Consider the following 21655-nt stretch of genomic DNA (forward strand, 5'->3'; position numbering starts at 1 on the left):
TCCCCTTAAGACTGCAAGACGTCTGCAAGGCGCTCAAGACGACCGCGTACGCTGCCATCAATGACCATATCACCCGCTCGGATGATAACGCCTGCCATTACAGACTTATCGATTTTGCAATTCAGCTTAACTTTGCGTGACAGACGTTTTTCCATCGCAGCAGAAATTTTCGCGAGCTGTTGTTCACTCAGTGCGGCAGCGGAAATGACGTCTACCTCAGCGGTAGCCTCACTCACGGCACGCAGGTGAATAAACTGCTCCAGAACATCCGGGAGCGCGTTAAGACGACCATTTTCAGCCATAACCCGAATCAGGTTCTGACCGTTTTCGTCCAGTTGCTCACCACAAACTGCGATAAACGACTCGGCGAGCGTTTCTGGCGCAAGCGCGCCAGAGAGAAGCTCTGCCATTTGTTCGTTTTTGGTTACCTCGGCGGCAAACGCCAGCATGTCCTGCCAGCGTTCTACACTTTGGTGTTCGACGGCAAAGTCAAAAGCTGCTTTGGCGTAGGGGCGAGCTACCGTAATAAATTCAGACATCAGCCCCTCCCTCCTTACAGTTCAGCGACAAGTTTATCCACGATGTCGCTGTTAGCAGCTTCATCCACGGAACGTTCGATGATCTTCTCGGCGCCAGCAACAGCCAGGATAGCAACTTGCTTACGCAGCTCTTCACGGGCACGTTTACGCTCGGCTTCAATTTCCGCCTGCGCCTGGGCCACGATTTTAGTACGTTCCTGTTCTGCCTCAGCTTTCGCTTCGTCCAGAATCTGCGAGCGGCGTTTGTTCGCCTGCTCGATGATTACCTGGGCTTCCGCTTTCGCTTTTTTCAGCTGGTCGGTCGCGCTGGCCTTTGCAAGGTCAAGGTCCTTATGTGCTCGTTCTGCGGAAGCAAGGCCGTCAGCAATTTCTTTTTGACGTTTTTCGATGGCTGCCATTAATGGCGGCCATACGTACTTCATGCAGAACAGAACGAACAGGACAAACGCGATGGCCTGGCCGAGGATTGTTGCGTTAAGATTCACAGCACAATGCCTCTATTTAGTTAACGTTCTGATATTGCTCTTTAAATAAAAGCAACGCTTACTACGCGACAGCGAACATCACGTACAGACCCAGACCTACAGCGATCATCGGGATAGCATCCACCAGACCCATAACGATAAAGAACTGAGTACGCAGCAGAGGAATCAGATCAGGTTGACGCGCTGCGCCTTCCAGGAATTTACCCCCGAGGATGCCGATACCGATCGCAGCACCGATTGCCGCCAGACCCATCATCACAGCGGCAGCCATGTACAGCAGATCCATATTCAGGTTTTCCATGACAGTCTCCAGTTTGTTTCAGTTAAAACGTAGTAGTGTTGGTAAATTAATGTTCTTCAGACGCCATCGACAGATAGACGATCGTCAGAACCATGAAGATGAAGGCTTGCAGCGTAATGATCAGGATGTGGAAAATGGCCCACGGCACATTCAGGATCCACTGTGACCACCACGGCAACAGACCAGCAATCAGAATGAAAATCAGCTCACCGGCATACATGTTACCGAACAGTCGCAAACCGAGTGAAACTGGTTTGGACAGCAGGCTTACCCCTTCAAGGATTAAGTTGACAGGAATGAACGCCCAGTGATTGAACGGCTGCAGCGTCAACTCTTTCGTGAAGCCGCCGATGCCTTTCATTTTGATGCTGTAGAACAGAATCAGGATAAATACGCCCAGTGCCATAGACAGCGTTACGTTCACGTCCGCAGACGGAACCACACGCAGTGCAGGCAGACCCAGTACATGTTCAGCAATGTACGGCAGCAGGTCGATAGGCAGTAAATCCATCAGGTTCATCAGGAATACCCAGACGAAGATCGTCAGGGCCAGCGGAGCAATCAGCTTGCTTTTGCCATGGTACATGTCTTTCACGCTACCATTAACAAAGCCGATCACCAGCTCAATCGCGGTCTGAAACTTACCTGGCACACCGCTGGTCGCCTTTTTGGCTACGCTACGGAATAAAACCAGGAACAACAGACCCAGCACCACCGAGAAGAACATGGAGTCAATATTGATTGTCCAGAAGGTGGCTGGGGGGTTTTGTGGATCCACCAGCGAGAATGTACGCAGGTCCAGCTGAAGGTTATTCAGGTGGTGTCCTATGTAATCCTGCGGCGTCATATTTTCTGAAGCCATGATGCCTTTTACCCTTTGTTGTTAATTACAGCCGGTGCCAGTATCTGAACCACCAGCACCAAAACCCACGTAACGATCAGCGGCAAGAATACCGCCTTTAAAACCGCCAACGCCACCACCAGTAACACCAACATCGCCAGAACTTTGAAAGCTTCGCCAAATGCGAATGTCCAGGCCACCCGGCCTTTCGCTGGTGTATGCGCCTGGTGACGCCAGGCAAATATCATAAACAAAACGTTAGGCAGAAAGACTGCCAGGCCCCCGCTTATTGCAGAGACGCCCCAGAAGGGGTCTTTGAGGCTGAACAGCAATCCACTTGCTATCACCACCAGTAACTGAACGAGCAGAAGCTTCCGAGCAACGTTTCGACTCACGAGCGACACAGACATCACGTTTTTCACTCCTGCTCCCTTCGAGGTATGCCGCGTGTCGTATAAAACTTTCTTTAAGGCTTAGAGTCAAGCATCAAAAAGCGGTCAAATTATACGGTGCGCCCCCGTGATTTCAAACAATAAGTAGCCAAAAGGTGAATAAATGTTTAAATATTTTTCCAGTGCATACAATTGCGACTTTTCTGCTAACCCTGTTCGATCATGAAAAACTGTAAATAACGCGTAAACACTGGTGATAAAGCGTGCTTCAGATCACATATTGCGCATGTTCGCGCACAGCATATTTATTTACTTGGCAAATGATGCCTTTGCAAGTTTATGATATTTCAGTCTAAAAACAGATACTGTTTTAATAAATGGCATTTACACAACAAAAACCACCCATTGACATTTTTAATAATGTTTTAACAGCCAATGATGGTTCTTAGCGCCGATTTTTAGCAGACTGATATTTTCACTAATGACTTATTTTCTGCTTACCAAAAAAAGCCACGTTATCTTGTTGATGCAAAAGAGTGAACGTGGCGTTAAATGTAACCAGTTATATCAGTAGAAAACCTGGTTGTTGTTAACAGTCTAACCGGTCAATTTTTTATGATTTTTTTGATAAAAATTAAATTTTATTTGCTTTAATCACCACCAGATGACGTTCGCCATCCAGGGCTGGAACCTGAAGTTTAACCACTGATTCGACCTGATATTCTTCGGGCAACAAAGCGATTTCATCTTCCGGCATTTGCCCTTTCAGCGCGTAGAAACGGCCTTGCTCACCAGGAAGATGGTGGCACCAGCTCACCATATCGTTCAGAGAGGCAAAAGCGCGGCTAATTACGCCATCAAATGGCGGCTCTGAAGGAAACTCTTCTACCCTGCTCTGTACTGGTTCAATATTCTCCAGTTTAAGCTCATGTTGCACCTGACGAAGGAAACGCACGCGTTTACCAAGGCTATCCAACAGAGTGAAATGGGCTTCAGGACGCACGATAGAGAGTGGAATGCCTGGCAGTCCTGGTCCGGTGCCGACATCGATAAACCGTTCACCTTGCAGATACGGTGCCACCACAATGCTATCGAGAATATGGCGTACCAGCATCTCATTAGGATCGCGGACCGAAGTCAGGTTGTACGCTTTGTTCCATTTATGCAGCATATTCACGTAGGCAATAAGCTGGTTTTTCTGGTGATCGGTAAGCGAAATACCTGCGTCTTTCAGCAGTAAGGAGAGTTTGTTGAGCACGGTGATTACCTGTTCTTGATGCGTTGCCTGGTAAGCGGGTGCTTACCAGGCATTTTTAATGTGTTATGCGCTACGACGCAGCATACCCTGTTTTTTCAGCCACACCAGCAGAATGGAGATGGCCGCAGGCGTGACGCCAGAAATACGTGAAGCCTGGCCGATAGAGGCCGGTTTGTGATCGTTAAGTTTGGCGATCACTTCGTTAGAAAGACCGGATACCTGGCGGTAATCCAGTGTCGCGGGTAGCAGGGTGTTCTCGTTACGCAGCTGCTTTTCGATCTCATCTTGCTGGCGCGCGATATAACCTTCGTATTTAACCTGAATCTCAACCTGTTCCGCCGCCTGTTCGTCTGTCAACGCAGGGGCAAACGGCGTCAGCGTGGTTAATTTTTCATAAGTCATTTCCGGACGACGCAGCAGATCTTCACCACTGGCTTCACGGGAAAGCGGCGCAGTCAGGTGAGCATTCACTTCGGCTGCAGCTTCCGCCGACGGGGTTACCCAGGTCGATTTCAGACGCTGACGCTCACGCTCGATATTCTCAAGTTTCTCGTTAAAGCGCGCCCAACGTTCGTCATCCACCAGGCCCAGTTCACGACCGATTTCAGTCAAACGCAGATCCGCGTTATCTTCGCGCAGCATCAGACGATATTCTGCGCGCGAGGTAAACATACGATACGGTTCTTTGGTTCCTAAAGTGCACAGGTCATCAACCAGTACGCCGAGATACGCCTGAGAACGCGCCGGAGCCCAACCTTCTTTGTCAGCAGACAGACGGGCAGCGTTAAGACCGGCCAGTAAACCTTGCGCAGCGGCTTCTTCGTAACCGGTAGTGCCGTTAATCTGACCAGCAAAGAACAGCCCCTGGATAAACTTGCTCTCCAGCGTCGGTTTCAGGTCGCGAGGATCGAAGAAGTCATACTCAATGGCATAACCCGGACGCACGATCTTCGCGTTTTCCATCCCCTGCATAGAGCGGACGATTTGCATCTGCACATCGAACGGCAGGCTGGTGGAGATACCGTTCGGATAAATTTCGTTAGAGGTCAGTCCTTCCGGTTCAAGGAAGATCTGATGCTGATTTCTGTCGGCGAAGCGCATGACTTTGTCTTCGATCGACGGGCAGTAGCGTGGGCCGACACCTTCGATCACCCCTGCATACATTGGGCTACGATCGAGGTTACTGCGGATCACATCATGGGTTTTCTCGTTGGTATGAGTGATATAACACGGCACCTGCTGGGGATGCTGGGACGCATTGCCCATAAACGAGAATACCGGCATTGGGTTATCGCCATGCTGTTGCGCCAGCACACTAAAGTCGATAGTTCGAGCATCAATACGCGGTGGTGTCCCGGTTTTCAGACGACCAACGCGCAGCGGCAGTTCACGCAAACGGCGAGAAAGCGGAATGGACGGCGGATCACCAGCACGGCCACCGCTGTAATTATCCAGACCGATATGAATTTTACCGTCGAGGAATGTCCCAACGGTGAGCACGACGGCTTTGGCACGGAACTTCAGTCCCATTTGGGTAACAGCACCGACCACGCGATCGTTTTCGACAATAAGATCTTCAACCGCCTGCTGGAAGATCATCAGGTTCGGTTGGTTCTCCAGCGCCGTACGTACCGCCTGACGGTAGAGCACACGATCCGCCTGAGCTCGGGTAGCGCGAACCGCCGGTCCTTTGCTTGCGTTTAGTATCCTAAACTGGATACCCGCTTGATCGATCGCTTTCGCCATCAGACCGCCGAGTGCATCCACTTCTTTTACCAGATGTCCCTTCCCAATACCGCCGATCGCCGGGTTGCAGCTCATCTGCCCCAGAGTGTCGATATTGTGTGTCAAAAGCAGAGTCTGTTGACCCATACGCGCCGCGGCCATCGCGGCCTCGGTGCCTGCATGACCCCCGCCAATGATGATGACGTCAAAAGGATCCGGATAAAACATGGTGATTGCCTCGCATAACGCGGTATGAAAATGGATTGAAGCCCGGGCCGTGGATTCTACTCAACTTTGTCGGCTTGAGAAAGACCTGGGATCCTGGGTATTAAAAAGAAGATCTATTTATTTAGAGATCTGTTCTATTGTGATCTCTTATTAGGATCGCACTGCCCTGTGGATAACAAGGATCCGGCTTTTAAGATCAACAACCTGGAAAGGATCATTAACTGTGAATGATCGGTGATCCTGGACCGTATAAGCTGGGATCAGAATGAGGGGTTATACACAACTCAAAAACTGAACAACCGTTGTTCCTTGGATAACTACCGGTTGATCCAAGCTTCCTGACAGAGTTATCCACAGTAGATCGCACGATCTGTATACTTATTTGAGTAAATTAATCCACGATCCCAGCCATTCTTCTGCCGGATCTTCCGGAATGTCGTGATCAAGAATGTTGATCTTCAGTGTTTCGCCTGTCTGTTTTGCACCGGAATCTTTGAGTTCTGCCTCGAGTTTATCGATAGCCCCACAAAAGGTGTCATATTCACGACTACCAATACCGATTGCGCCAAAGCGGACCGCAGAAAGATCGGGCTTCTGTTCCTGCAATGCTTCATAGAAAGGAGAAAGGTTGTCCGGAATATCTCCGGCACCGTGGGTGGAGCTGATAATCAGCCAGATCCCCGAGGCAGATAAATCTTCCAACAGCGGACCGTGCAGCGTTTCGGTGGTAAAACCCGCCTCTTCCAGCTTTTCAGCCAGGTGTTCTGCTACATATTCGGCACCGCCGAGGGTGCTGCCGCTGATAAGAGTGATATCTGCCATAAACCACCACCTTTATTAAGAGTGGCGTATTGTACGCCGTGAACGCGTTGGGATCTACCTGTGGAAAAGTATGGGATTAAAAAAGCCGATTATGGCTTGATGGTACGCATGATCGGGTTTTGCAGGACGATCAATGTCTCGGTGGACTGAATTTCATCAATTGTTTGGATCTTGTTGATAAGTACATGCTGGAGAGCGTCGATCGAACGGCACATCACTTTTATAAAGATGCTGTAGTGGCCGGTTGTGTAATAGGCTTCAGTGACTTCATCAAGGCTTTCCAGCTTTGCCAGCGCGGAAGGGTAGTCTTTGGCGCTCTTTAATATAATGCCGATAAAGCAGCCTACGTCATAACCGAGCTGCTTCGGGCTGACATCAATACGCGCCCCGGTAATGATCCCCGCCTGCTTCATTTTCTCTACTCGAACGTGAATCGTCCCCGGACTGACGCCAAATTGTTTCGCCAGTTCGGCGTAAGCGGTGCGCGCATTGCCCATTAATGCTTCCAGGATGCCACGGTCCAGATTGTCGATCAGATAATTTTCCATAGGATTTTCTTATGCGGATTGATGATTCATTCTATTTTAGCCTTCTTTTTTAATGAATCAAAAGTGAGTTAGGCTTTTTATTGAATGATTATTGCATGTGTGTCGGTTTTTGTTGCTTAATCATAAGCAACAGGACGCAGGAGTATAAAAAATGAAAACCGCTTACATTGCCAAACAACGTCAAATTAGCTTCGTGAAATCTCACTTTTCTCGTCAACTGGAAGAACGTCTGGGGCTGATCGAAGTCCAGGCGCCGATTCTTAGCCGTGTGGGGGATGGCACGCAGGATAACTTGTCGGGCTGTGAAAAAGCGGTGCAGGTAAAAGTGAAAGCTCTGCCTGATGCCCAGTTCGAAGTGGTTCATTCACTGGCGAAGTGGAAACGTCAGACCTTAGGGCAACACGACTTCAGCGCGGGCGAAGGGCTGTACACGCACATGAAAGCCCTTCGCCCCGATGAAGACCGTCTTTCTCCGTTGCACTCGGTCTATGTTGACCAGTGGGACTGGGAACGCGTAATGGGCGACGGTGAGCGTCAATTCTCGACTCTGAAAAGCACGGTAGAGGCGATCTGGGCGGGAATTAAAGCAACCGAAGCTGCGGTTAGCGAAGAGTTTGGCCTGGCACCGTTCCTGCCGGATCAGATCCACTTCGTACACAGCCAGGAGTTACTGTCTCGTTATCCGGATCTTGATGCCAAAGGGCGTGAGCGGGCGATAGCGAAAGATCTTGGCGCGGTATTCCTTGTCGGGATTGGCGGCAAGCTGAGCGATGGTCATCGCCACGACGTGCGCGCACCGGATTATGATGACTGGAGCACCCCGTCAGAGCTGGGCCATGCGGGTCTGAACGGCGATATTCTGGTGTGGAACCCGGTACTGGAAGATGCGTTTGAGCTTTCCTCCATGGGGATCCGTGTAGATGCCGACACGCTGAAGCATCAACTGGCGCTGACCGGTGACGAAGATCGCCTGGAGCTGGAGTGGCATCAGGCGCTGCTGCGCGGTGAAATGCCGCAGACCATCGGCGGCGGTATCGGCCAGTCTCGTTTGACTATGCTGCTGCTGCAACTGCCGCATATCGGCCAGGTTCAGTGTGGAGTATGGCCAGCTGCTGTTCGCGAGAGCGTCCCTTCTCTGCTGTAATAATTTATCGCCGCCAGCGTCTGAGCAGGCGGCTTCGCATCCCGGTATCAAAGCGCCAGATATGATCGAAAATGCGCATGATGCCGGGTTTGCCGTGTGCCGACATCGCCACGGCATGAAAGCGATGCTGATGTACCCGCTGCAGCTCTTTCACTTTACTCGTCACGTCGTCAGGCAACCGCTGAGCGATAAAATCAGAAATCACCACCGCATCGGCATCAAACCATTCCCTGCTTTGCAAGCGTTCCATAATGGCGCGAAAACAACTGGCAAGATCGGTGCCGCCACGAAACTGCTGGCTTAAAAAACGGATTGCTTGTTCGATGCCTTGTGGGCCTGAAAGCTCATAACGGACGATCTCGGTGGAAAATAGCATAATATAGCAGCGCCGGTTTTCTGCGAGAGCAATGCGCATCAAGGCCAGGCAGAACGCTTTCGCACACTGTTCATTAAAGCCGCCCATTGAGCCGGAAGTATCCACACAGACAATAAACGGCCCGCGCGGCTGTTCATCGTAATCTTTATGTACCACCGGACGTTCGATCACTTTTTCACGCCACGACTCACCGTGCAGGCGATAGGTGAGCAACTGTTTTTCCACCAGCCGACGGTAAAACTCATACTCCAGTTCCGTTATCCCTAGTGTCGCCAGTTCTGGCGGCAGGAGACGTAAAATATCATCGCTTTGTTGCAGACCATCAACCTGCTCAGGAACCGTCGCCGGTTCGCGCACCATGGTGCGGAAGGTTTCCATCTGCGCATCGTTGCGCGGTATTGATTTGGCTTCCCGAGAACGCCCCAGCTGCTCTGCCAGGCGTTTCAGTTCCGGCTGTTCGTTAAGAAATTCACCGTATTTCACAATCAACTGATAGTCGCCACGTTTAAGCTGGCCGGCGCTCATATCCCACAGACGACCAGCTGCGGTATTGTTATCTGCGAGAATCGGTTCAAGTTGTCCGCTCAGCGTCATGCGTTCCTGAACTTCACTTAACAGTTGTTCGCGTTCTTCTTCTAATAGCTGTTGATTTAACGTCGTTGCTTGCACGATCAGACTTAAACGCCAACGCTGGAGAAAAAGTGTGTGTAACGCTGAAGTGATCGCGCTGTTAGCATCAACCAACTGTCGGGCTTGTTCTGCCCATGGGGAATTCAGACGATGCAGTAAGTCCAGGATCTGTGGTAGCTGCACAATAAACTGCGGCGTGGAGAGGAGCTGGCTTTGCTGATAGCACATCACCTCTTCGGTGAGTTCTGGCGGGACTCGGGCATCTTTCAGCCGACTGCGCAGCGCCTCACGCCAGCGGGGAACATCATCAGTGATTGCTGCCTTCAGGCGTGGGAATTTTTCAAAGAAGACTGCCAGCTGCGGTGAGGCCAGCAGCGCGATGATCATCTCTTCGATCAATCCCTCTTCGCTGACGGCCAGCATCACATTAAGCGTATCCAGCGTTAGCATTGTTGTGCCTGGCGAATCTGTGCACTGACATCCTGTAGGCTGGCTTCAATGCGACCTAACCAGTCGCCAGGGATAAACAGACATTTTTGCTGTTCGCTGAATAAAGCGTGTTGCTTACGCCAGTCGCTTTCAAGCTCTTCCAGTTGTTGTTTTATTTCACCTGGCAGACCTTCAGCCGATGAACCGGGAAGTGCCAGCGTACTGCCTTGTAAACTTACATCGCGTACAACAAGATGTTGGGCGCTATCCACTTCCAGATTCAATTTCTGGGCAAAGCCGATACCGTTCAGTTTGCCGCGAATTTCACCACCTTTACTCAGCCACTGTTCCAGCGCGTTACGCTCAAAGGAGATATGAACCACTTCCATATCATGCAATTTTAACGGTTTTTGCAGCAGCAGAGTCAGAGTGGAAGCAGTAACGTTAACAGGAAGTTGATACTGCTGACGACGGCTGAAAATGCCGCCCAGACGAATTACCGTTAAGGCTGTTTTATCGCTTTGTTGCTGCTGGAGTTGCAGGTGACGTTGCACAATCGCGCCAAGGCGAGTCAACATCCCTTGCTGTTGCCAGGCGTGACCGGTCATCAATACATCAATTTGTTGTTGTATCAAATTCAGGCTTTGCGCGTCATACCACAGGCAATCTTTCAGCAAAATGAGATCTACCGGGGCAACAGCACTGCGACCGCTAAAAAAGGCGCTGGCCTGTAATAATCGGATCGCTTTTTTCCAGCGACGATCCGAGACATAAGGCGCATCCGGTAATTTATCCAGTTGCTGGCGCAGCATAAAAATCAGCTCAAATACATGATCGGGCAGCGTAATTTCACCAATCTCTTTCTGCCAGCGTTCATATTCTTCATCTGTGACCTGCAAGGCATCAGGAACCGGATTGTCGTTTTCATCCTGTTGACTGGTCAGCATGGAGCGGAAATTCGCTTTATCCTGCACTTTATCTAACCACAGACGAATCAGCATGCGGTCATATAACGCTTCCAGACTGCTGTCTGCTTCCGGCAGCTCGTTGGAGGCCGCCACCAGCAGACGCATCGGGATTTTTTCTACGTGTGCACCGTTGCGGAACTGGCGCTCGTTAATGGCGGTGAGCAAGGTATTAAGAATTGCCGGGCCCGCTTTCCAGATCTCATCCAGAAAGACAATTTCTGCTTCCGGCAGGTAACCGCTGGTTAAACGTTCATAGCGCCCTTCATCTTTTAGCGCCTGAATAGAAAGGGGACCAAAAACTTCTTCCGGCGTGGAGAAGCGGGTCATCAGATATTCAAACGCGCGGGCATTCTGAAAGGCGAATTTTAAGCGCCGGGCGATCAAACTTTTGGCAATACCTGGCGGGCCAAGGAGGAACACACTTTCACCACTTAATGCCGCTAATAAACACAAGCGGATGGCGTGGCTACGTTCATAAAGCCCCTTTTCCAACGAACTGCTCAGGCGGGAAATTCTTTCCGCTAATAAATGAGGGTGAGCCATAATGAAGTGGCGTCCTTTCGTCAAAAGTTCTGCGTAAATTGCGAGTATAGACGTTTCTTGCTGGTGGCTAAAATAGTCTCAAAGGGGGGGTATTTTTCTTTGAGCCAGGTTAATGTGGCCGCATTTAGGAGTACGATTTTGCCGTTAATCGTGCATACTGTGCGCTTTTTTGTGGGCCAAGGGACTAAGCACACATTTCATATTTCAACGAAAGACTAGTCTATGAGCACTGATAATAAGCAATCATTGCCCGCGATTACCCTCGCGGCGATTGGAGTTGTCTACGGCGATATTGGTACCAGCCCGTTATATACACTTCGTGAATGTTTGTCCGGCCAGTTTGGTTTTGGCGTTGAACGCGATGCCGTGTTTGGCTTTTTATCGCTGATCTTCTGGCTGCTAATCTTTGTGGTTTCCATTAAATATCTCACCTTCGTGATGCGGGCAGATAACGCCGGTGAGGGGGGGATCCTGACGTTGATGTCGCTTGCCGGGCGTAATACGTCGGCGCGAACCACATCAATGCTGGTGATTATGGGGCTAATCGGCGGCAGCTTTTTCTATGGTGAAGTCGTCATAACACCCGCTATTTCGGTGATGTCAGCCATTGAAGGTCTGGAAATCGTCGCCCCGCAGCTGGATACCTGGATAGTTCCCCTCTCAATTATCGTTCTCACTTTATTATTTATGATTCAAAAACATGGCACGGCTATGGTCGGTAAGCTGTTTGCGCCGATCATGCTGACCTGGTTTTTGATTCTGGCAGGACTGGGGTTACGTAGCATTATTGCTAACCCGGAAGTGCTGCATGCGCTGAATCCAATGTGGGCGGTGCATTTCTTCCTTGAATACAAAACGGTTTCTTTTATTGCATTAGGGGCAGTGGTGTTGTCGATTACGGGGGTCGAGGCGCTGTATGCTGATATGGGGCACTTTGGTAAGTTCCCTATTCGCCTGGCGTGGTTCACCGTCGTATTACCTTCCTTGACCCTTAATTACTTCGGTCAGGGAGCGCTGTTGTTAAAGAACCCGGAAGCGATTAAGAACCCGTTCTTCCTGTTGGCACCGGACTGGGCGCTGATCCCGCTGCTGATCATCGCCGCACTGGCGACGGTAATTGCCTCGCAGGCGGTTATCTCTGGCGTCTTCTCATTGACGCGTCAGGCGGTACGTCTGGGATATTTGTCGCCGATGCGCATTATTCACACCTCCGAAATGGAGTCAGGGCAAATCTATATTCCGTTTGTGAACTGGATGCTCTATGTCGCGGTCGTGATTGTGATTGTCAGCTTTGAGCACTCCAGCAACCTGGCGGCGGCGTACGGGATTGCGGTGACCGGAACCATGGTGCTGACGTCTATTCTCTCGACTACCGTGGCACGTCAGAACTGGCACTGGAATAAGTATTTTGTTGCGCTGATCCTGATTGCTTTCCTTTGTGTCGATATTCCATTGTTCACCGCTAACCTCGATAAACTGCTCTCCGGCGGCTGGTTGCCATTGAGCCTCGGTACTGTGATGTTTATCGTGATGACCACCTGGAAGAGCGAGCGTTTCCGCTTGCTGCGGCGGATGCATGAACATGGTAACTCTCTGGAAGCGATGATTGCTTCGCTGGAGAAATCACCGCCTGTTCGCGTGCCCGGGACCGCGGTGTATATGTCGCGTGCAATCAACGTCATTCCCTTTGCGCTGATGCATAACCTTAAACATAACAAGGTATTGCATGAGCGGGTGATTCTGTTAACTCTGCGTACCGAAGACGCGCCATATGTCCATAATGTCCGTCGGGTACAGATTGAACAACTGTCGCCCACTTTCTGGCGCGTGGTGGCAAGTTATGGTTGGCGAGAAACGCCAAACGTGGAAGAAGTTTTCCACCGCTGCGGTCTGGAAGGATTAAGTTGCCGGATGATGGAAACCTCCTTCTTTATGTCGCATGAGTCGTTGATCATCGGCAAACGCCCGTGGTATTTGCGTCTGCGCGGCAAGCTGTACTTGCTGCTGCAACGTAATGCGCTGCGTGCACCAGATCAATTTGAAATTCCGCCAAACAGGGTTATCGAACTGGGTACTCAGGTCGAAATCTAACGCCAGACGCCTCCTTTCTCCATAAGGGGGCGTTTTTGTTTTCATGGTTAATCACCATGTAAAACGTTTCGAGGTTGATCACATTTCCGTAACGTCACGATGGTTTTCCCAACTCAGTCAGGATTAAACTGCGGGTCAGCGAAACGTTTCGCTGATGGAGAAAAAAATGAAAAAAGGCACCGTTCTTAATTCTGATATTTCATCGGTGATCTCCCGTCTGGGACATACCGATACGCTGGTGGTGTGTGATGCTGGTTTACCCATCCCCAAAAGTACAACGCGTATCGATATGGCATTAACCCAGGGTGTACCTTCTTTTATGCAGGTGCTGGGCGTCGTCACAAATGAAATGCAGGTCGAGGCTGCCATTATCGCGGAAGAGATCAAACAACATAATCCGCAACTCCACGAAACGTTGCTCACTCACCTTGAGCAGCTGCAAAAACACCAGGGAAATACCATTGAAATTCGTTACACCACGCATGAACAATTCAAACAACAAACCGCAGAAAGTCAGGCGGTAATTCGCAGCGGAGAATGTTCTCCGTATGCGAATATCATTCTCTGTGCTGGCGTGACGTTCTGAGGCCGTCATGGAAGCATTACTTCAGCTTAAAGGCATCGATAAAGCCTTCCCGGGCGTAAAAGCCCTCTCGGGCGCAGCGTTAAATGTCTATCCGGGCCGCGTGATGGCGCTGGTGGGCGAAAACGGCGCGGGTAAATCCACCATGATGAAAGTGCTTACTGGTATCTATGCTCGCGATGCCGGCACGCTTTTATGGCTGGGGAAAGAAACGACATTTACCGGGCCGAAATCTTCCCAGGAAGCCGGGATTGGGATTATCCATCAGGAACTGAACCTGATCCCGCAGTTGACCATTGCCGAAAACATTTTCCTCGGTCGTGAGTTTGTTAATCGCTTTGGCAAAATTGACTGGAAAACCATGTATGCCGAAGCGGATAAATTGCTGGCTAAACTTAACCTGCGCTTTAAAAGCGACAAGCTGGTGGGCGATCTTTCCATCGGTGACCAGCAAATGGTTGAAATCGCCAAAGTGCTGAGCTTTGAGTCGAAAGTCATCATTATGGATGAACCGACCGATGCGCTGACCGATACCGAAACCGAATCCCTGTTCCGCGTCATCCGCGAGCTGAAATCGCAAGGCCGCGGTATTGTCTATATCTCCCACCGCATGAAAGAAATCTTCGAGATTTGCGATGACGTTACCGTTTTTCGTGATGGGCAATTTATTGCTGAGCGCGAAGTGGCATCACTGACCGAAGATTCGCTGATTGAGATGATGGTGGGTCGCAAGCTGGAAGATCAATATCCGCACCTGGACAAAGCGCCGGGAGATATCCGCCTGAAAGTCGATAATCTCTGCGGACCTGGCGTTAACGATGTCTCTTTTACTTTACGCAAAGGCGAAATTCTTGGCGTCTCTGGTTTGATGGGCGCAGGTCGTACCGAACTGATGAAAGTGCTCTACGGCGCACTACCGCGCACCAGCGGTTACGTCACCCTGGATGGGCATGAAGTCGTTACCCGTTCACCGCAGGATGGCTTGGCAAACGGCATTGTGTATATCTCCGAAGACCGTAAACGTGACGGTTTAGTGTTGGGCATGTCAGTAAAAGAGAACATGTCGCTGACAGCGCTGCGCTACTTCAGCCGCGCTGGCGGCAGTTTGAAGCATGCCGATGAACAGCAGGCTGTGAGTGATTTCATTCGTCTGTTTAATGTGAAAACTCCGTCGATGGAACAGGCAATTGGTCTGCTTTCCGGTGGCAATCAGCAAAAAGTGGCGATTGCCCGCGGTCTGATGACACGCCCCAAAGTGTTGATCCTTGATGAACCTACCCGTGGCGTAGATGTCGGCGCGAAAAAAGAGATCTATCAACTGATTAACCAGTTCAAAGCCGATGGCTTGAGCATCATTCTGGTGTCATCGGAGATGCCAGAAGTATTAGGCATGAGCGATCGCATCATCGTCATGCATGAAGGGCATCTCAGCGGGGAATTTACTCGTGAGCAGGCCACCCAGGAAGTGTTAATGGCTGCCGCTGTGGGCAAGCTTAATCGCGTGAATCAGGAGTAAAAAAATGACAACCCAGACTGTCTCTGGTCGCCGTTATTTCACGAAAGCGTGGCTGATGGAGCAGAAATCGCTTATCGCTCTGCTGGTGCTGATCGCGATTGTCTCGACGTTAAGCCCGAACTTTTTCACCATCAATAACTTATTCAATATTCTCCAGCAAACCTCAGTGAACGCCATTATGGCGGTCGGGATGACGCTGGTGATCCTGACGTCGGGCATCGACTTATCGGTAGGTTCTCTGTTGGCGCTGACCGGCGCAGTTGCTGCATCTATCGTCGGCATTGCAGTCAATGCGCTGGTGGCTGTCGCTGCTGCTCTCGCGTTAGGTGCCGCAATTGGTGCGGTAACCGGGGTGATTGTAGCGAAAGGTCGCGTCCAGGCGTTTATCGCTACGCTGGTTATGATGCTTTTACTGCGCGGCGTGACCATGGTTTATACCAACGGTAGCCCAGTGAATACCGGCTTTACTGAGAACGCCGATCTGTTTGGCTGGTTTGGTATTGGTCGTCCGCTGGGCGTACCGACGCCAGTCTGGATCATGGGGATTGTCTTCCTCGCGGCCTGGTACATGCTGCATCACACGCGTCTGGGGCGTTACATCTACGCGCTGGGCGGCAACGAAGCGGCAACGCGTCTTTCTGGTATCAACGTCAATAAAATCAAAATCATCGTCTATTCTCTTTGTGGTCTGCTGGCATCGCTGGCCGGGATCATTGAAGTGGCGCGTCTCTCCTCCGCACAACCCACGGCGGGGACTGGCTATGAGCTGGATGCTATTGCTGCGGTGGTTCTGGGCGGTACGAGTCTGGCGGGCGGAAAAGGTCGCATTGTTGGGACGTTGATCGGCGCATTAATTCTTGGCTTCCTTAATAATGGATTGAATTTGTTAGGTGTTTCCTCCTATTACCAGATGATCGTCAAAGCGGTGGTGATTTTGCTGGCGGTGCTGGTAGACAACAAAAAGCAGTAATAACGACTACAGGACATCTTGAATATGAACATGAAAAAACTGGCTACCCTGGTTTCCGCTGTTGCGCTAAGCGCCACCGTCAGTGCGAATGCGATGGCAAAAGACACCATCGCGCTGGTGGTCTCCACGCTTAACAACCCGTTCTTTGTATCGCTGAAAGATGGCGCGCAGAAAGAGGCGGATAAACTTGGCTATAACCTGGTGGTGCTGGACTCCCAGAACAACCCGGCGAAAGAGCTGGCGAACGTGCAGGACTTAACCGTTCGCGGCACAAAAATTCTGCTGATTAACCCGACCGACTCCGACGCAGTGGGTAATGCTGTGAAGATGGCTAACCAGGCGAACATCCCGGTTATCACTCTTGACCGCCAGGCAACGAAAGGTGAAGTGGTGAGCCACATTGCTTCTGATAACGTACTGGGCGGCAAAATCGCTGGTGATTACATCGCGAAGAAAGCGGGTGAAGGTGCCAAAGTTATCGAGCTGCAAGGCATTGCTGGTACATCCGCAGCCCGTGAACGTGGCGAAGGCTTCCAGCAGGCCGTTGCTGCTCACAAGTTTAATGTTCTTGCCAGCCAGCCAGCAGATTTTGATCGCACTAAAGGTTTGAACGTAATGCAGAACCTGTTGACCGCTCATCCGGATGTTCAGGCTGTATTCGCGCAGAATGATGAAATGGCGCTGGGCGCGCTGCGCGCACTGCAAACTGCCGGTAAATCGGATGTGATGGTCGTCGGATTTGACGGTACACCGGATGGCGAAAAAGCGGTGAATGATGGCAAACTAGCAGCGACTATCGCTCAGCTACCCGATCAGATTGGCGCGAAAGGCGTCGAAACCGCAGATAAAGTGCTGAAAGGCGAGAAAGTTCAGGCTAAGTATCCGGTTGATCTGAAACTGGTTGTTAAGCAGTAGTTTTAATCAGGTTGTATGACCTGATGGTGACATAAATACGTCATCGACAGATGAACGTGTAATATAAAGAAAAGCAGGGCACGCGCCACCCTAACACGGTGGCGCATTTTATGGACATCCCGAATATGCAAAACGCAGGCAGCCTCGTTGTTCTTGGCAGCATTAATGCTGACCACATTCTTAATCTTCAATCTTTTCCTACTCCAGGCGAAACCGTAACCGGTAACCACTATCAGGTTGCATTTGGCGGCAAAGGCGCGAATCAGGCTGTGGCTGCTGGGCGTAGCGGTGCGAATATCGCGTTTATTGCCTGTACGGGTGATGACAGCATTGGTGAGAGCGTTCGCCAGCAGCTCGCCACTGATAACATTGATATTACTCCGGTCAGCGTGATCAAAGGCGAATCAACAGGTGTGGCGCTGATTTTTGTTAATGGCGAAGGTGAGAATGTCATCGGTATTCATGCCGGCGCTAATGCTGCCCTTTCCCCGGCGCTGGTGGAAGCGCAACGTGAGCGTATTGCCAACGCGTCAGCATTATTAATGCAGCTGGAATCACCACTCGAAAGTGTGATGGCAGCGGCGAAAATCGCCCATCAAAATAAGACTATCGTTGCGCTTAACCCGGCTCCGGCTCGCGAACTTCCTGACGAACTGCTGGCGCTGGTGGACATTATTACGCCAAACGAAACGGAAGCAGAAAAGCTCACCGGTATTCGTGTTGAAAATGATGAAGATGCAGCGAAGGCGGCGCAGGTACTGCATGAAAAAGGTATCCGTACTGTACTGATTACTTTAGGAAGTCGTGGTGTATGGGCTAGCGTGAATGGTGAAGGTCAGCGCGTTCCTGGATTCCGGGTGCAGGCTGTCGATACCATTGCTGCCGGAGATACCTTTAACGGTGCGTTAATCACGGCATTGCTGGAAGAAAAACCATTGCCAGAGGCGATTCGTTTTGCCCATGCTGCCGCTGCGATTGCCGTAACACGTAAAGGCGCACAACCTTCCGTACCGTGGCGTGAAGAGATCGACGCATTTTTAGACAGGCAGAGGTGACGCTTGGCTACAATGAAAGATGTTGCCCGCCTGGCGGGCGTTTCTACCTCAACAGTTTCTCACGTTATCAATAAAGATCGCTTCGTCAGTGAAGCGATTACCGCCAAAGTTGAAGCGGCGATTAAAGAACTCAATTACGCGCCATCAGCTCTGGCGCGTAGCCTCAAACTCAATCAAACACATACCATTGGCATGTTGATCACTGCCAGTACCAATCCTTTCTATTCAGAACTGGTGCGTGGCGTTGAACGCAGCTGCTTCGAACGCGGTTATAGTCTCGTCCTTTGCAATACCGAAGGCGATGAACAGCGGATGAATCGCAATCTGGAAACGCTGATGCAAAAACGCGTTGATGGCTTGCTGTTACTGTGCACCGAAACGCATCAACCTTCGCGTGAAATCATGCAACGTTATCCGACAGTGCCTACTGTGATGATGGACTGGGCTCCGTTCGATGGCGACAGCGATCTTATTCAGGATAACTCGTTGCTGGGCGGAGACTTAGCAACGCAATATCTGATCGATAAAGGTCATACCCGTATCGCCTGTATTACCGGCCCGCTGGATAAAACTCCGGCGCGCCTGCGGTTGGAAGGTTATCGGGCGGCGATGAAACGTGCGGGTCTCAACATTCCTGATGGCTATGAAGTCACTGGTGATTTTGAATTTAACGGCGGGTTTGACGCTATGCGCCAACTGCTATCACATCCGCTGCGTCCTCAGGCCGTCTTTACCGGAAATGACGCTATGGCTGTTGGCGTTTACCAGGCGTTATATCAGGCAGAGTTACAGGTTCCGCAGGATATCGCGGTGATTGGCTATGACGATATCGAACTGGCAAGCTTTATGACGCCACCATTAACCACTATCCACCAACCGAAAGATGAACTGGGGGAGCTGGCGATTGATGTACTCATCCATCGAATAACCCAGCCAACTCTTCAGCAACAACGATTACAACTTACTCCGATTCTGATGGAACGCGGTTCGGCTTAGATTTACGCTGTCTTTTGATCAAATTATTACCATCGGTTGTTTTCAGAAGCATGAACATTGCTGCTGAAGCAACAGTAATAATGCCCATTGTGATAAACGTATAGTGGAATTGTTCGACAGTCGTTGTGCCTTCCATTCCTTCATAAACGCGAAGGACGGCCGCACTTATAGCAACGCCTAAACTGATAGACAGTTGCTGCGTGACCGCCAGAACACTGTTACCGCTGCTGGCGTTGTCATCGGTCAGATCGGCAAGTGTGATGGTATTCATCGCGGTAAACTGCGTCGACATAGCCATCCCTAATATAAACAACGGCAAGATCAGCATCCATATCGCCATTGCCGGTGATTGCAAAGAGAACTGAGCGATCATTAGCCCAATAATCACCGTGATCCCCACTAATGTATGGCGATAGCCCAGACGACGTAAGACTTGGGTAACCATCGATTTTGCAATAATGGAACCTAACGCTGTCGGCGCCATCATACAGCCGGCAATAAACGCCTGATAACCAAATCCTACCTGTAACATCAATGGCATAAGGAACGGTACACAGCCGGTCCCCAGACGGGTTGCAATATTGCCTACGATACCGATCGAGAAAGTGCGGGTTTTAAATAAATCTAATGAAATTAATGGGTTTGGCGTGCGTCGTGCATGGAGAATATAGAGAAGCAGTAACCCGATGCTGGTGACAATTACCGTCAAGGCAATCCAGCTGGCGACAATCTTTTCCCCGAATAGCTCTATTCCGCTTGAGAAGAGAACAAGGCTGAGGCCAAACAACAAAAAGCCAGTGATATCGAATCTGCGTCGTGCGGTGGTGAAATTGGGCATATGTTTGCGCGCGTAAAGAAGGCCTGCAATACCTATGGGGATATTGATTAAAAATATCCAGTGCCAGGTTGCCCAGGTGACCAGCACGCCGCCAAGAACGGGGCCTAAAATTGGCCCCACCAGACCCGGCATGGCGACAAAATTCAATACTGGAAGAAGTTCATTACGAGGATAAGCGCGCAGTAAGGCCAGCCGAGCAACAGGCATCATCATTGCGCCGCCTATCCCCTGAATAACCCGGAAGACAACCAGCTGTGGTAGCGAATTAGAAAGTGCGCAGGCCAGAGAACCCAATGTGAACAGACTCACGGCAAGGGTAAAAATGCGACGCGTACCGAAGCGATCGGCTAGCCATCCGCTTACCGGAATAAGCATCGCCACCGTCAGCGTATAACTGATGATGGCTGATTGCATCGCGAGAGGAGAACGATTAAGGCTATGAGCGATTGCGGGTAAGGCGGTATTCAGAATAGTGGCATCAAGTGCCTGCATGAAGAAGGCCATCGCCGCGATCCACGGCAAACCCGCCATACTGCGCTTCTTTTTATCGCTCATTCAATGTCCTGTTATCGGGTTGTCACGTATCAGGTGAGCGTAGCAGCGCCTGACAAGCTTTAAATGCCGCGTCGCCATCGCTTTGGACAATCGCATCGACAATCGCCTGGTGCAGATCCAGCTTTATCACTGTGTCGCTGGTAATTGACGTGAAGTAAGTGTGATAAACCGAATGGAATAGCGAGGCGAATGAGGTCAAAAACGGATTGGCGCTCATTTCATAGATATGCTCATGCCAGGCCATATCTACTTCGATCCAGCGTTCACGGCGAAAGTTCTCTTTTAATGCCGCCATTTCGGCCATTAACGTATTGAGATGCGCCTTCTGTTCCGCGGTGCCAACCGTTGCAGCCAGTAGGCAAGCTTGCGGCTCCAGACAGATACGCATAACCAGAAAGTGATCGATGACCTGATGAAAGTTCTCTTCTGTCATCCACCAGGTAAGCAATTCCTGATCAAGAAAATTCCAGTTTGATTGTGGCATGACCCGGGTACCAATTCGCGGTCGCGGTAAAACCATCCCTTTTGCCGTTAACGTTTTGACCGCTTCGCGTACCGCTGTACGACTCACTCCAAATTGCTCGCCCAGCTCAATCTCACCAGGCAAAATGGTGCCGGGTTCATATTCACCTTTTAAGATGCGTTGCGCCAGCTTCTCAGCCAGAACATACGAAAGGTTTTTCTGTGCAGCTAACTGTTGTGCGCTTAAAGGCATTACTAATCTTCCTTTTTCTTTTTATTCCTCCTTAGTATGCCACCAGGAAGTGTGATTACGGTTGCAAAAACGGCAAATTGCTTGTTTTATGGCACATTAACGGGGCTTTTGCTGAAAAAATGCGCGGTCAGAAAATTATTTTAAATTTCCTCTTGTCAGGCCGGAATAACTCCCTATAATGCGCCACCACTG

21 protein-coding genes are annotated in these 21655 nt (G+C 50.5%); 8 read left to right on the forward strand and 13 right to left on the reverse strand.

The genetic code is table 11. From position 1 onward, the window contains the following. Positions 1-5 precede the first annotated feature (5 nt). From atpH to asnC, 9 genes are all read right to left on the reverse strand, one after another. Positions 6-539 carry a F0F1 ATP synthase subunit delta gene (gene atpH, locus RTW80_RS15625; RefSeq protein ID WP_001288587.1) on the reverse strand — a complete coding sequence of 178 codons (534 nt, stop codon included), beginning with the start codon at positions 537-539 and terminating at the stop codon, positions 6-8. Between the two features lie 14 nt (positions 540-553). Beyond that, positions 554-1024: a F0F1 ATP synthase subunit B gene (gene atpF / locus RTW80_RS15630; RefSeq protein ID WP_001052219.1), complete on the reverse strand. Its 471-nt coding sequence runs from the start codon at positions 1022-1024 to the stop codon at positions 554-556. A 61-nt stretch (positions 1025-1085) separates the two neighbouring features. Further along, positions 1086-1325 (reverse strand): F0F1 ATP synthase subunit C, encoded by a 240-nt coding sequence (gene atpE / locus RTW80_RS15635; RefSeq protein WP_000429386.1) that lies wholly within the window; start codon positions 1323-1325, stop codon positions 1086-1088. Between the two features lie 46 nt (positions 1326-1371). After that, a complete protein-coding gene (atpB, locus tag RTW80_RS15640) occupies positions 1372-2187 on the reverse strand; it encodes a F0F1 ATP synthase subunit A (protein ID WP_000135625.1) in 816 nt (271 codons plus the stop codon). 8 nt (positions 2188-2195) lie between these two features. After that, positions 2196-2576 carry a F0F1 ATP synthase subunit I gene (gene atpI / locus RTW80_RS15645; RefSeq protein ID WP_000116695.1) on the reverse strand — a complete coding sequence of 127 codons (381 nt, stop codon included), beginning with the start codon at positions 2574-2576 and terminating at the stop codon, positions 2196-2198. A gap of 616 nt (positions 2577-3192) precedes the next feature. Further along, on the reverse strand, positions 3193-3816 hold the full coding sequence (gene rsmG, locus RTW80_RS15650; protein WP_000932839.1) for a 16S rRNA (guanine(527)-N(7))-methyltransferase RsmG: 624 nt from the start codon (positions 3814-3816) through the stop codon (positions 3193-3195). 63 nt (positions 3817-3879) lie between these two features. After that, the gene (gene mnmG / locus RTW80_RS15655; protein ID WP_000499788.1) at positions 3880-5769 is read right to left on the reverse strand and encodes a tRNA uridine-5-carboxymethylaminomethyl(34) synthesis enzyme MnmG; all 1890 of its coding nucleotides are present in this window, start codon (positions 5767-5769) and stop codon (positions 3880-3882) included. Between the two features lie 378 nt (positions 5770-6147). Further along, positions 6148-6591: an FMN-binding protein MioC gene (gene mioC, locus RTW80_RS15660; protein ID WP_000763729.1), complete on the reverse strand. Its 444-nt coding sequence runs from the start codon at positions 6589-6591 to the stop codon at positions 6148-6150. 89 nt (positions 6592-6680) lie between these two features. Beyond that, a complete protein-coding gene (gene asnC, locus RTW80_RS15665) occupies positions 6681-7139 on the reverse strand; it encodes a transcriptional regulator AsnC (RefSeq protein ID WP_000432970.1) in 459 nt (152 codons plus the stop codon). Between the two features lie 151 nt (positions 7140-7290). On the opposite strand from asnC, the gene asnA reads away from it, so the two are divergent. After that, the gene (gene asnA / locus RTW80_RS15670; protein ID WP_000845104.1) at positions 7291-8283 is read left to right on the forward strand and encodes an aspartate--ammonia ligase; all 993 of its coding nucleotides are present in this window, start codon (positions 7291-7293) and stop codon (positions 8281-8283) included. 4 nt (positions 8284-8287) lie between these two features. On the opposite strand, the gene viaA is transcribed toward asnA, so the two are convergent. After that, entirely contained in the window at positions 8288-9739 is a 1452-nt protein-coding gene (gene viaA / locus RTW80_RS15675; protein ID WP_000956615.1) for an ATPase RavA stimulator ViaA, read from the reverse strand. Then, entirely contained in the window at positions 9733-11229 is a 1497-nt protein-coding gene (ravA, locus tag RTW80_RS15680) for an ATPase RavA (protein WP_001300947.1), read from the reverse strand. Before ravA ends, viaA begins: the two co-directional genes overlap by 7 nt. Before the next feature lie 222 nt (positions 11230-11451). Between ravA and kup the strand changes: the two genes are divergently transcribed. The 7 genes from kup (at position 11452) to rbsR (ending at position 19355) form a co-directional block, all read left to right on the forward strand. Next, complete coding sequence (kup, locus tag RTW80_RS15685) at positions 11452-13320, forward strand: low affinity potassium transporter Kup (protein ID WP_063119282.1); 1869 nt, start codon at positions 11452-11454, stop codon at positions 13318-13320. A gap of 166 nt (positions 13321-13486) precedes the next feature. Further along, a complete protein-coding gene (gene rbsD / locus RTW80_RS15690) occupies positions 13487-13906 on the forward strand; it encodes a D-ribose pyranase (protein ID WP_000715936.1) in 420 nt (139 codons plus the stop codon). 7 nt (positions 13907-13913) lie between these two features. Continuing rightward, positions 13914-15419: a ribose ABC transporter ATP-binding protein RbsA gene (gene rbsA, locus RTW80_RS15695; RefSeq protein WP_000387752.1), complete on the forward strand. Its 1506-nt coding sequence runs from the start codon at positions 13914-13916 to the stop codon at positions 15417-15419. Positions 15420-15423: 4 nt separating this feature from the next. Continuing rightward, on the forward strand, positions 15424-16389 hold the full coding sequence (rbsC, locus tag RTW80_RS15700) for a ribose ABC transporter permease (RefSeq protein WP_063119281.1): 966 nt from the start codon (positions 15424-15426) through the stop codon (positions 16387-16389). A gap of 24 nt (positions 16390-16413) precedes the next feature. Next, the gene (gene rbsB / locus RTW80_RS15705; RefSeq protein WP_001056273.1) at positions 16414-17304 is read left to right on the forward strand and encodes a ribose ABC transporter substrate-binding protein RbsB; all 891 of its coding nucleotides are present in this window, start codon (positions 16414-16416) and stop codon (positions 17302-17304) included. A 125-nt stretch (positions 17305-17429) separates the two neighbouring features. Further along, on the forward strand, positions 17430-18359 hold the full coding sequence (gene rbsK, locus RTW80_RS15710; protein ID WP_001300603.1) for a ribokinase: 930 nt from the start codon (positions 17430-17432) through the stop codon (positions 18357-18359). Between the two features lie 3 nt (positions 18360-18362). After that, positions 18363-19355, forward strand: a complete 993-nt coding sequence (gene rbsR / locus RTW80_RS15715) for a ribose operon transcriptional repressor RbsR (protein ID WP_000224470.1) — start codon at positions 18363-18365, stop codon at positions 19353-19355. Here rbsR and mdtD read toward each other — a convergent pair. Then, positions 19321-20748, reverse strand: coding sequence for a multidrug transporter subunit MdtD (mdtD, locus tag RTW80_RS15720; RefSeq protein ID WP_001280846.1), 1428 nt, complete (start codon positions 20746-20748; stop codon positions 19321-19323). The two genes, rbsR and mdtD, sit on opposite strands and share 35 nt — an antisense overlap. 22 nt (positions 20749-20770) lie before the next feature. Further along, positions 20771-21463 carry a FadR/GntR family transcriptional regulator gene (locus RTW80_RS15725; protein ID WP_001131170.1) on the reverse strand — a complete coding sequence of 231 codons (693 nt, stop codon included), beginning with the start codon at positions 21461-21463 and terminating at the stop codon, positions 20771-20773. Positions 21464-21655: the final 192 nt, after the last annotated feature.

Origin of the sequence: Escherichia sp. AM3, from assembly GCF_032029835.1 — a bacterium.
GTDB lineage: Bacteria > Pseudomonadota > Gammaproteobacteria > Enterobacterales > Enterobacteriaceae > Escherichia > Escherichia coli.

Bases quoted from the DNA above. Each gene is read 5' to 3' on its own strand.
- atpH (WP_001288587.1), bottom strand. From the start codon at position 539: ATGTCTGAATTTATTACGGTAGCTCGCCCCTACGCCAAAGCAGCTTTT.
- atpE (WP_000429386.1), bottom strand. From the start codon at position 1,325: ATGGAAAACCTGAATATGGATCTGCTGTACATGGCTGCCGCTGTGATG.
- atpB (WP_000135625.1), bottom strand. From the start codon at position 2,187: ATGGCTTCAGAAAATATGACGCCGCAGGATTACATAGGACACCACCTG.
- atpI (WP_000116695.1), bottom strand. From the start codon at position 2,576: ATGTCTGTGTCGCTCGTGAGTCGAAACGTTGCTCGGAAGCTTCTGCTC.
- mnmG (WP_000499788.1), bottom strand. From the start codon at position 5,769: ATGTTTTATCCGGATCCTTTTGACGTCATCATCATTGGCGGGGGTCAT.
- mioC (WP_000763729.1), bottom strand. From the start codon at position 6,591: ATGGCAGATATCACTCTTATCAGCGGCAGCACCCTCGGCGGTGCCGAA.
- asnC (WP_000432970.1), bottom strand. From the start codon at position 7,139: ATGGAAAATTATCTGATCGACAATCTGGACCGTGGCATCCTGGAAGCA.
- asnA (WP_000845104.1), top strand. From the start codon at position 7,291: ATGAAAACCGCTTACATTGCCAAACAACGTCAAATTAGCTTCGTGAAA.
- viaA (WP_000956615.1), bottom strand. From the start codon at position 9,739: ATGCTAACGCTGGATACGCTTAATGTGATGCTGGCCGTCAGCGAAGAG.
- ravA (WP_001300947.1), bottom strand. From the start codon at position 11,229: ATGGCTCACCCTCATTTATTAGCGGAAAGAATTTCCCGCCTGAGCAGT.
- kup (WP_063119282.1), top strand. From the start codon at position 11,452: ATGAGCACTGATAATAAGCAATCATTGCCCGCGATTACCCTCGCGGCG.
- rbsD (WP_000715936.1), top strand. From the start codon at position 13,487: ATGAAAAAAGGCACCGTTCTTAATTCTGATATTTCATCGGTGATCTCC.
- rbsA (WP_000387752.1), top strand. From the start codon at position 13,914: ATGGAAGCATTACTTCAGCTTAAAGGCATCGATAAAGCCTTCCCGGGC.
- rbsC (WP_063119281.1), top strand. From the start codon at position 15,424: ATGACAACCCAGACTGTCTCTGGTCGCCGTTATTTCACGAAAGCGTGG.
- rbsB (WP_001056273.1), top strand. From the start codon at position 16,414: ATGAACATGAAAAAACTGGCTACCCTGGTTTCCGCTGTTGCGCTAAGC.
- rbsK (WP_001300603.1), top strand. From the start codon at position 17,430: ATGCAAAACGCAGGCAGCCTCGTTGTTCTTGGCAGCATTAATGCTGAC.
- mdtD (WP_001280846.1), bottom strand. From the start codon at position 20,748: ATGAGCGATAAAAAGAAGCGCAGTATGGCGGGTTTGCCGTGGATCGCG.
- RTW80_RS15725 (WP_001131170.1), bottom strand. From the start codon at position 21,463: ATGCCTTTAAGCGCACAACAGTTAGCTGCACAGAAAAACCTTTCGTAT.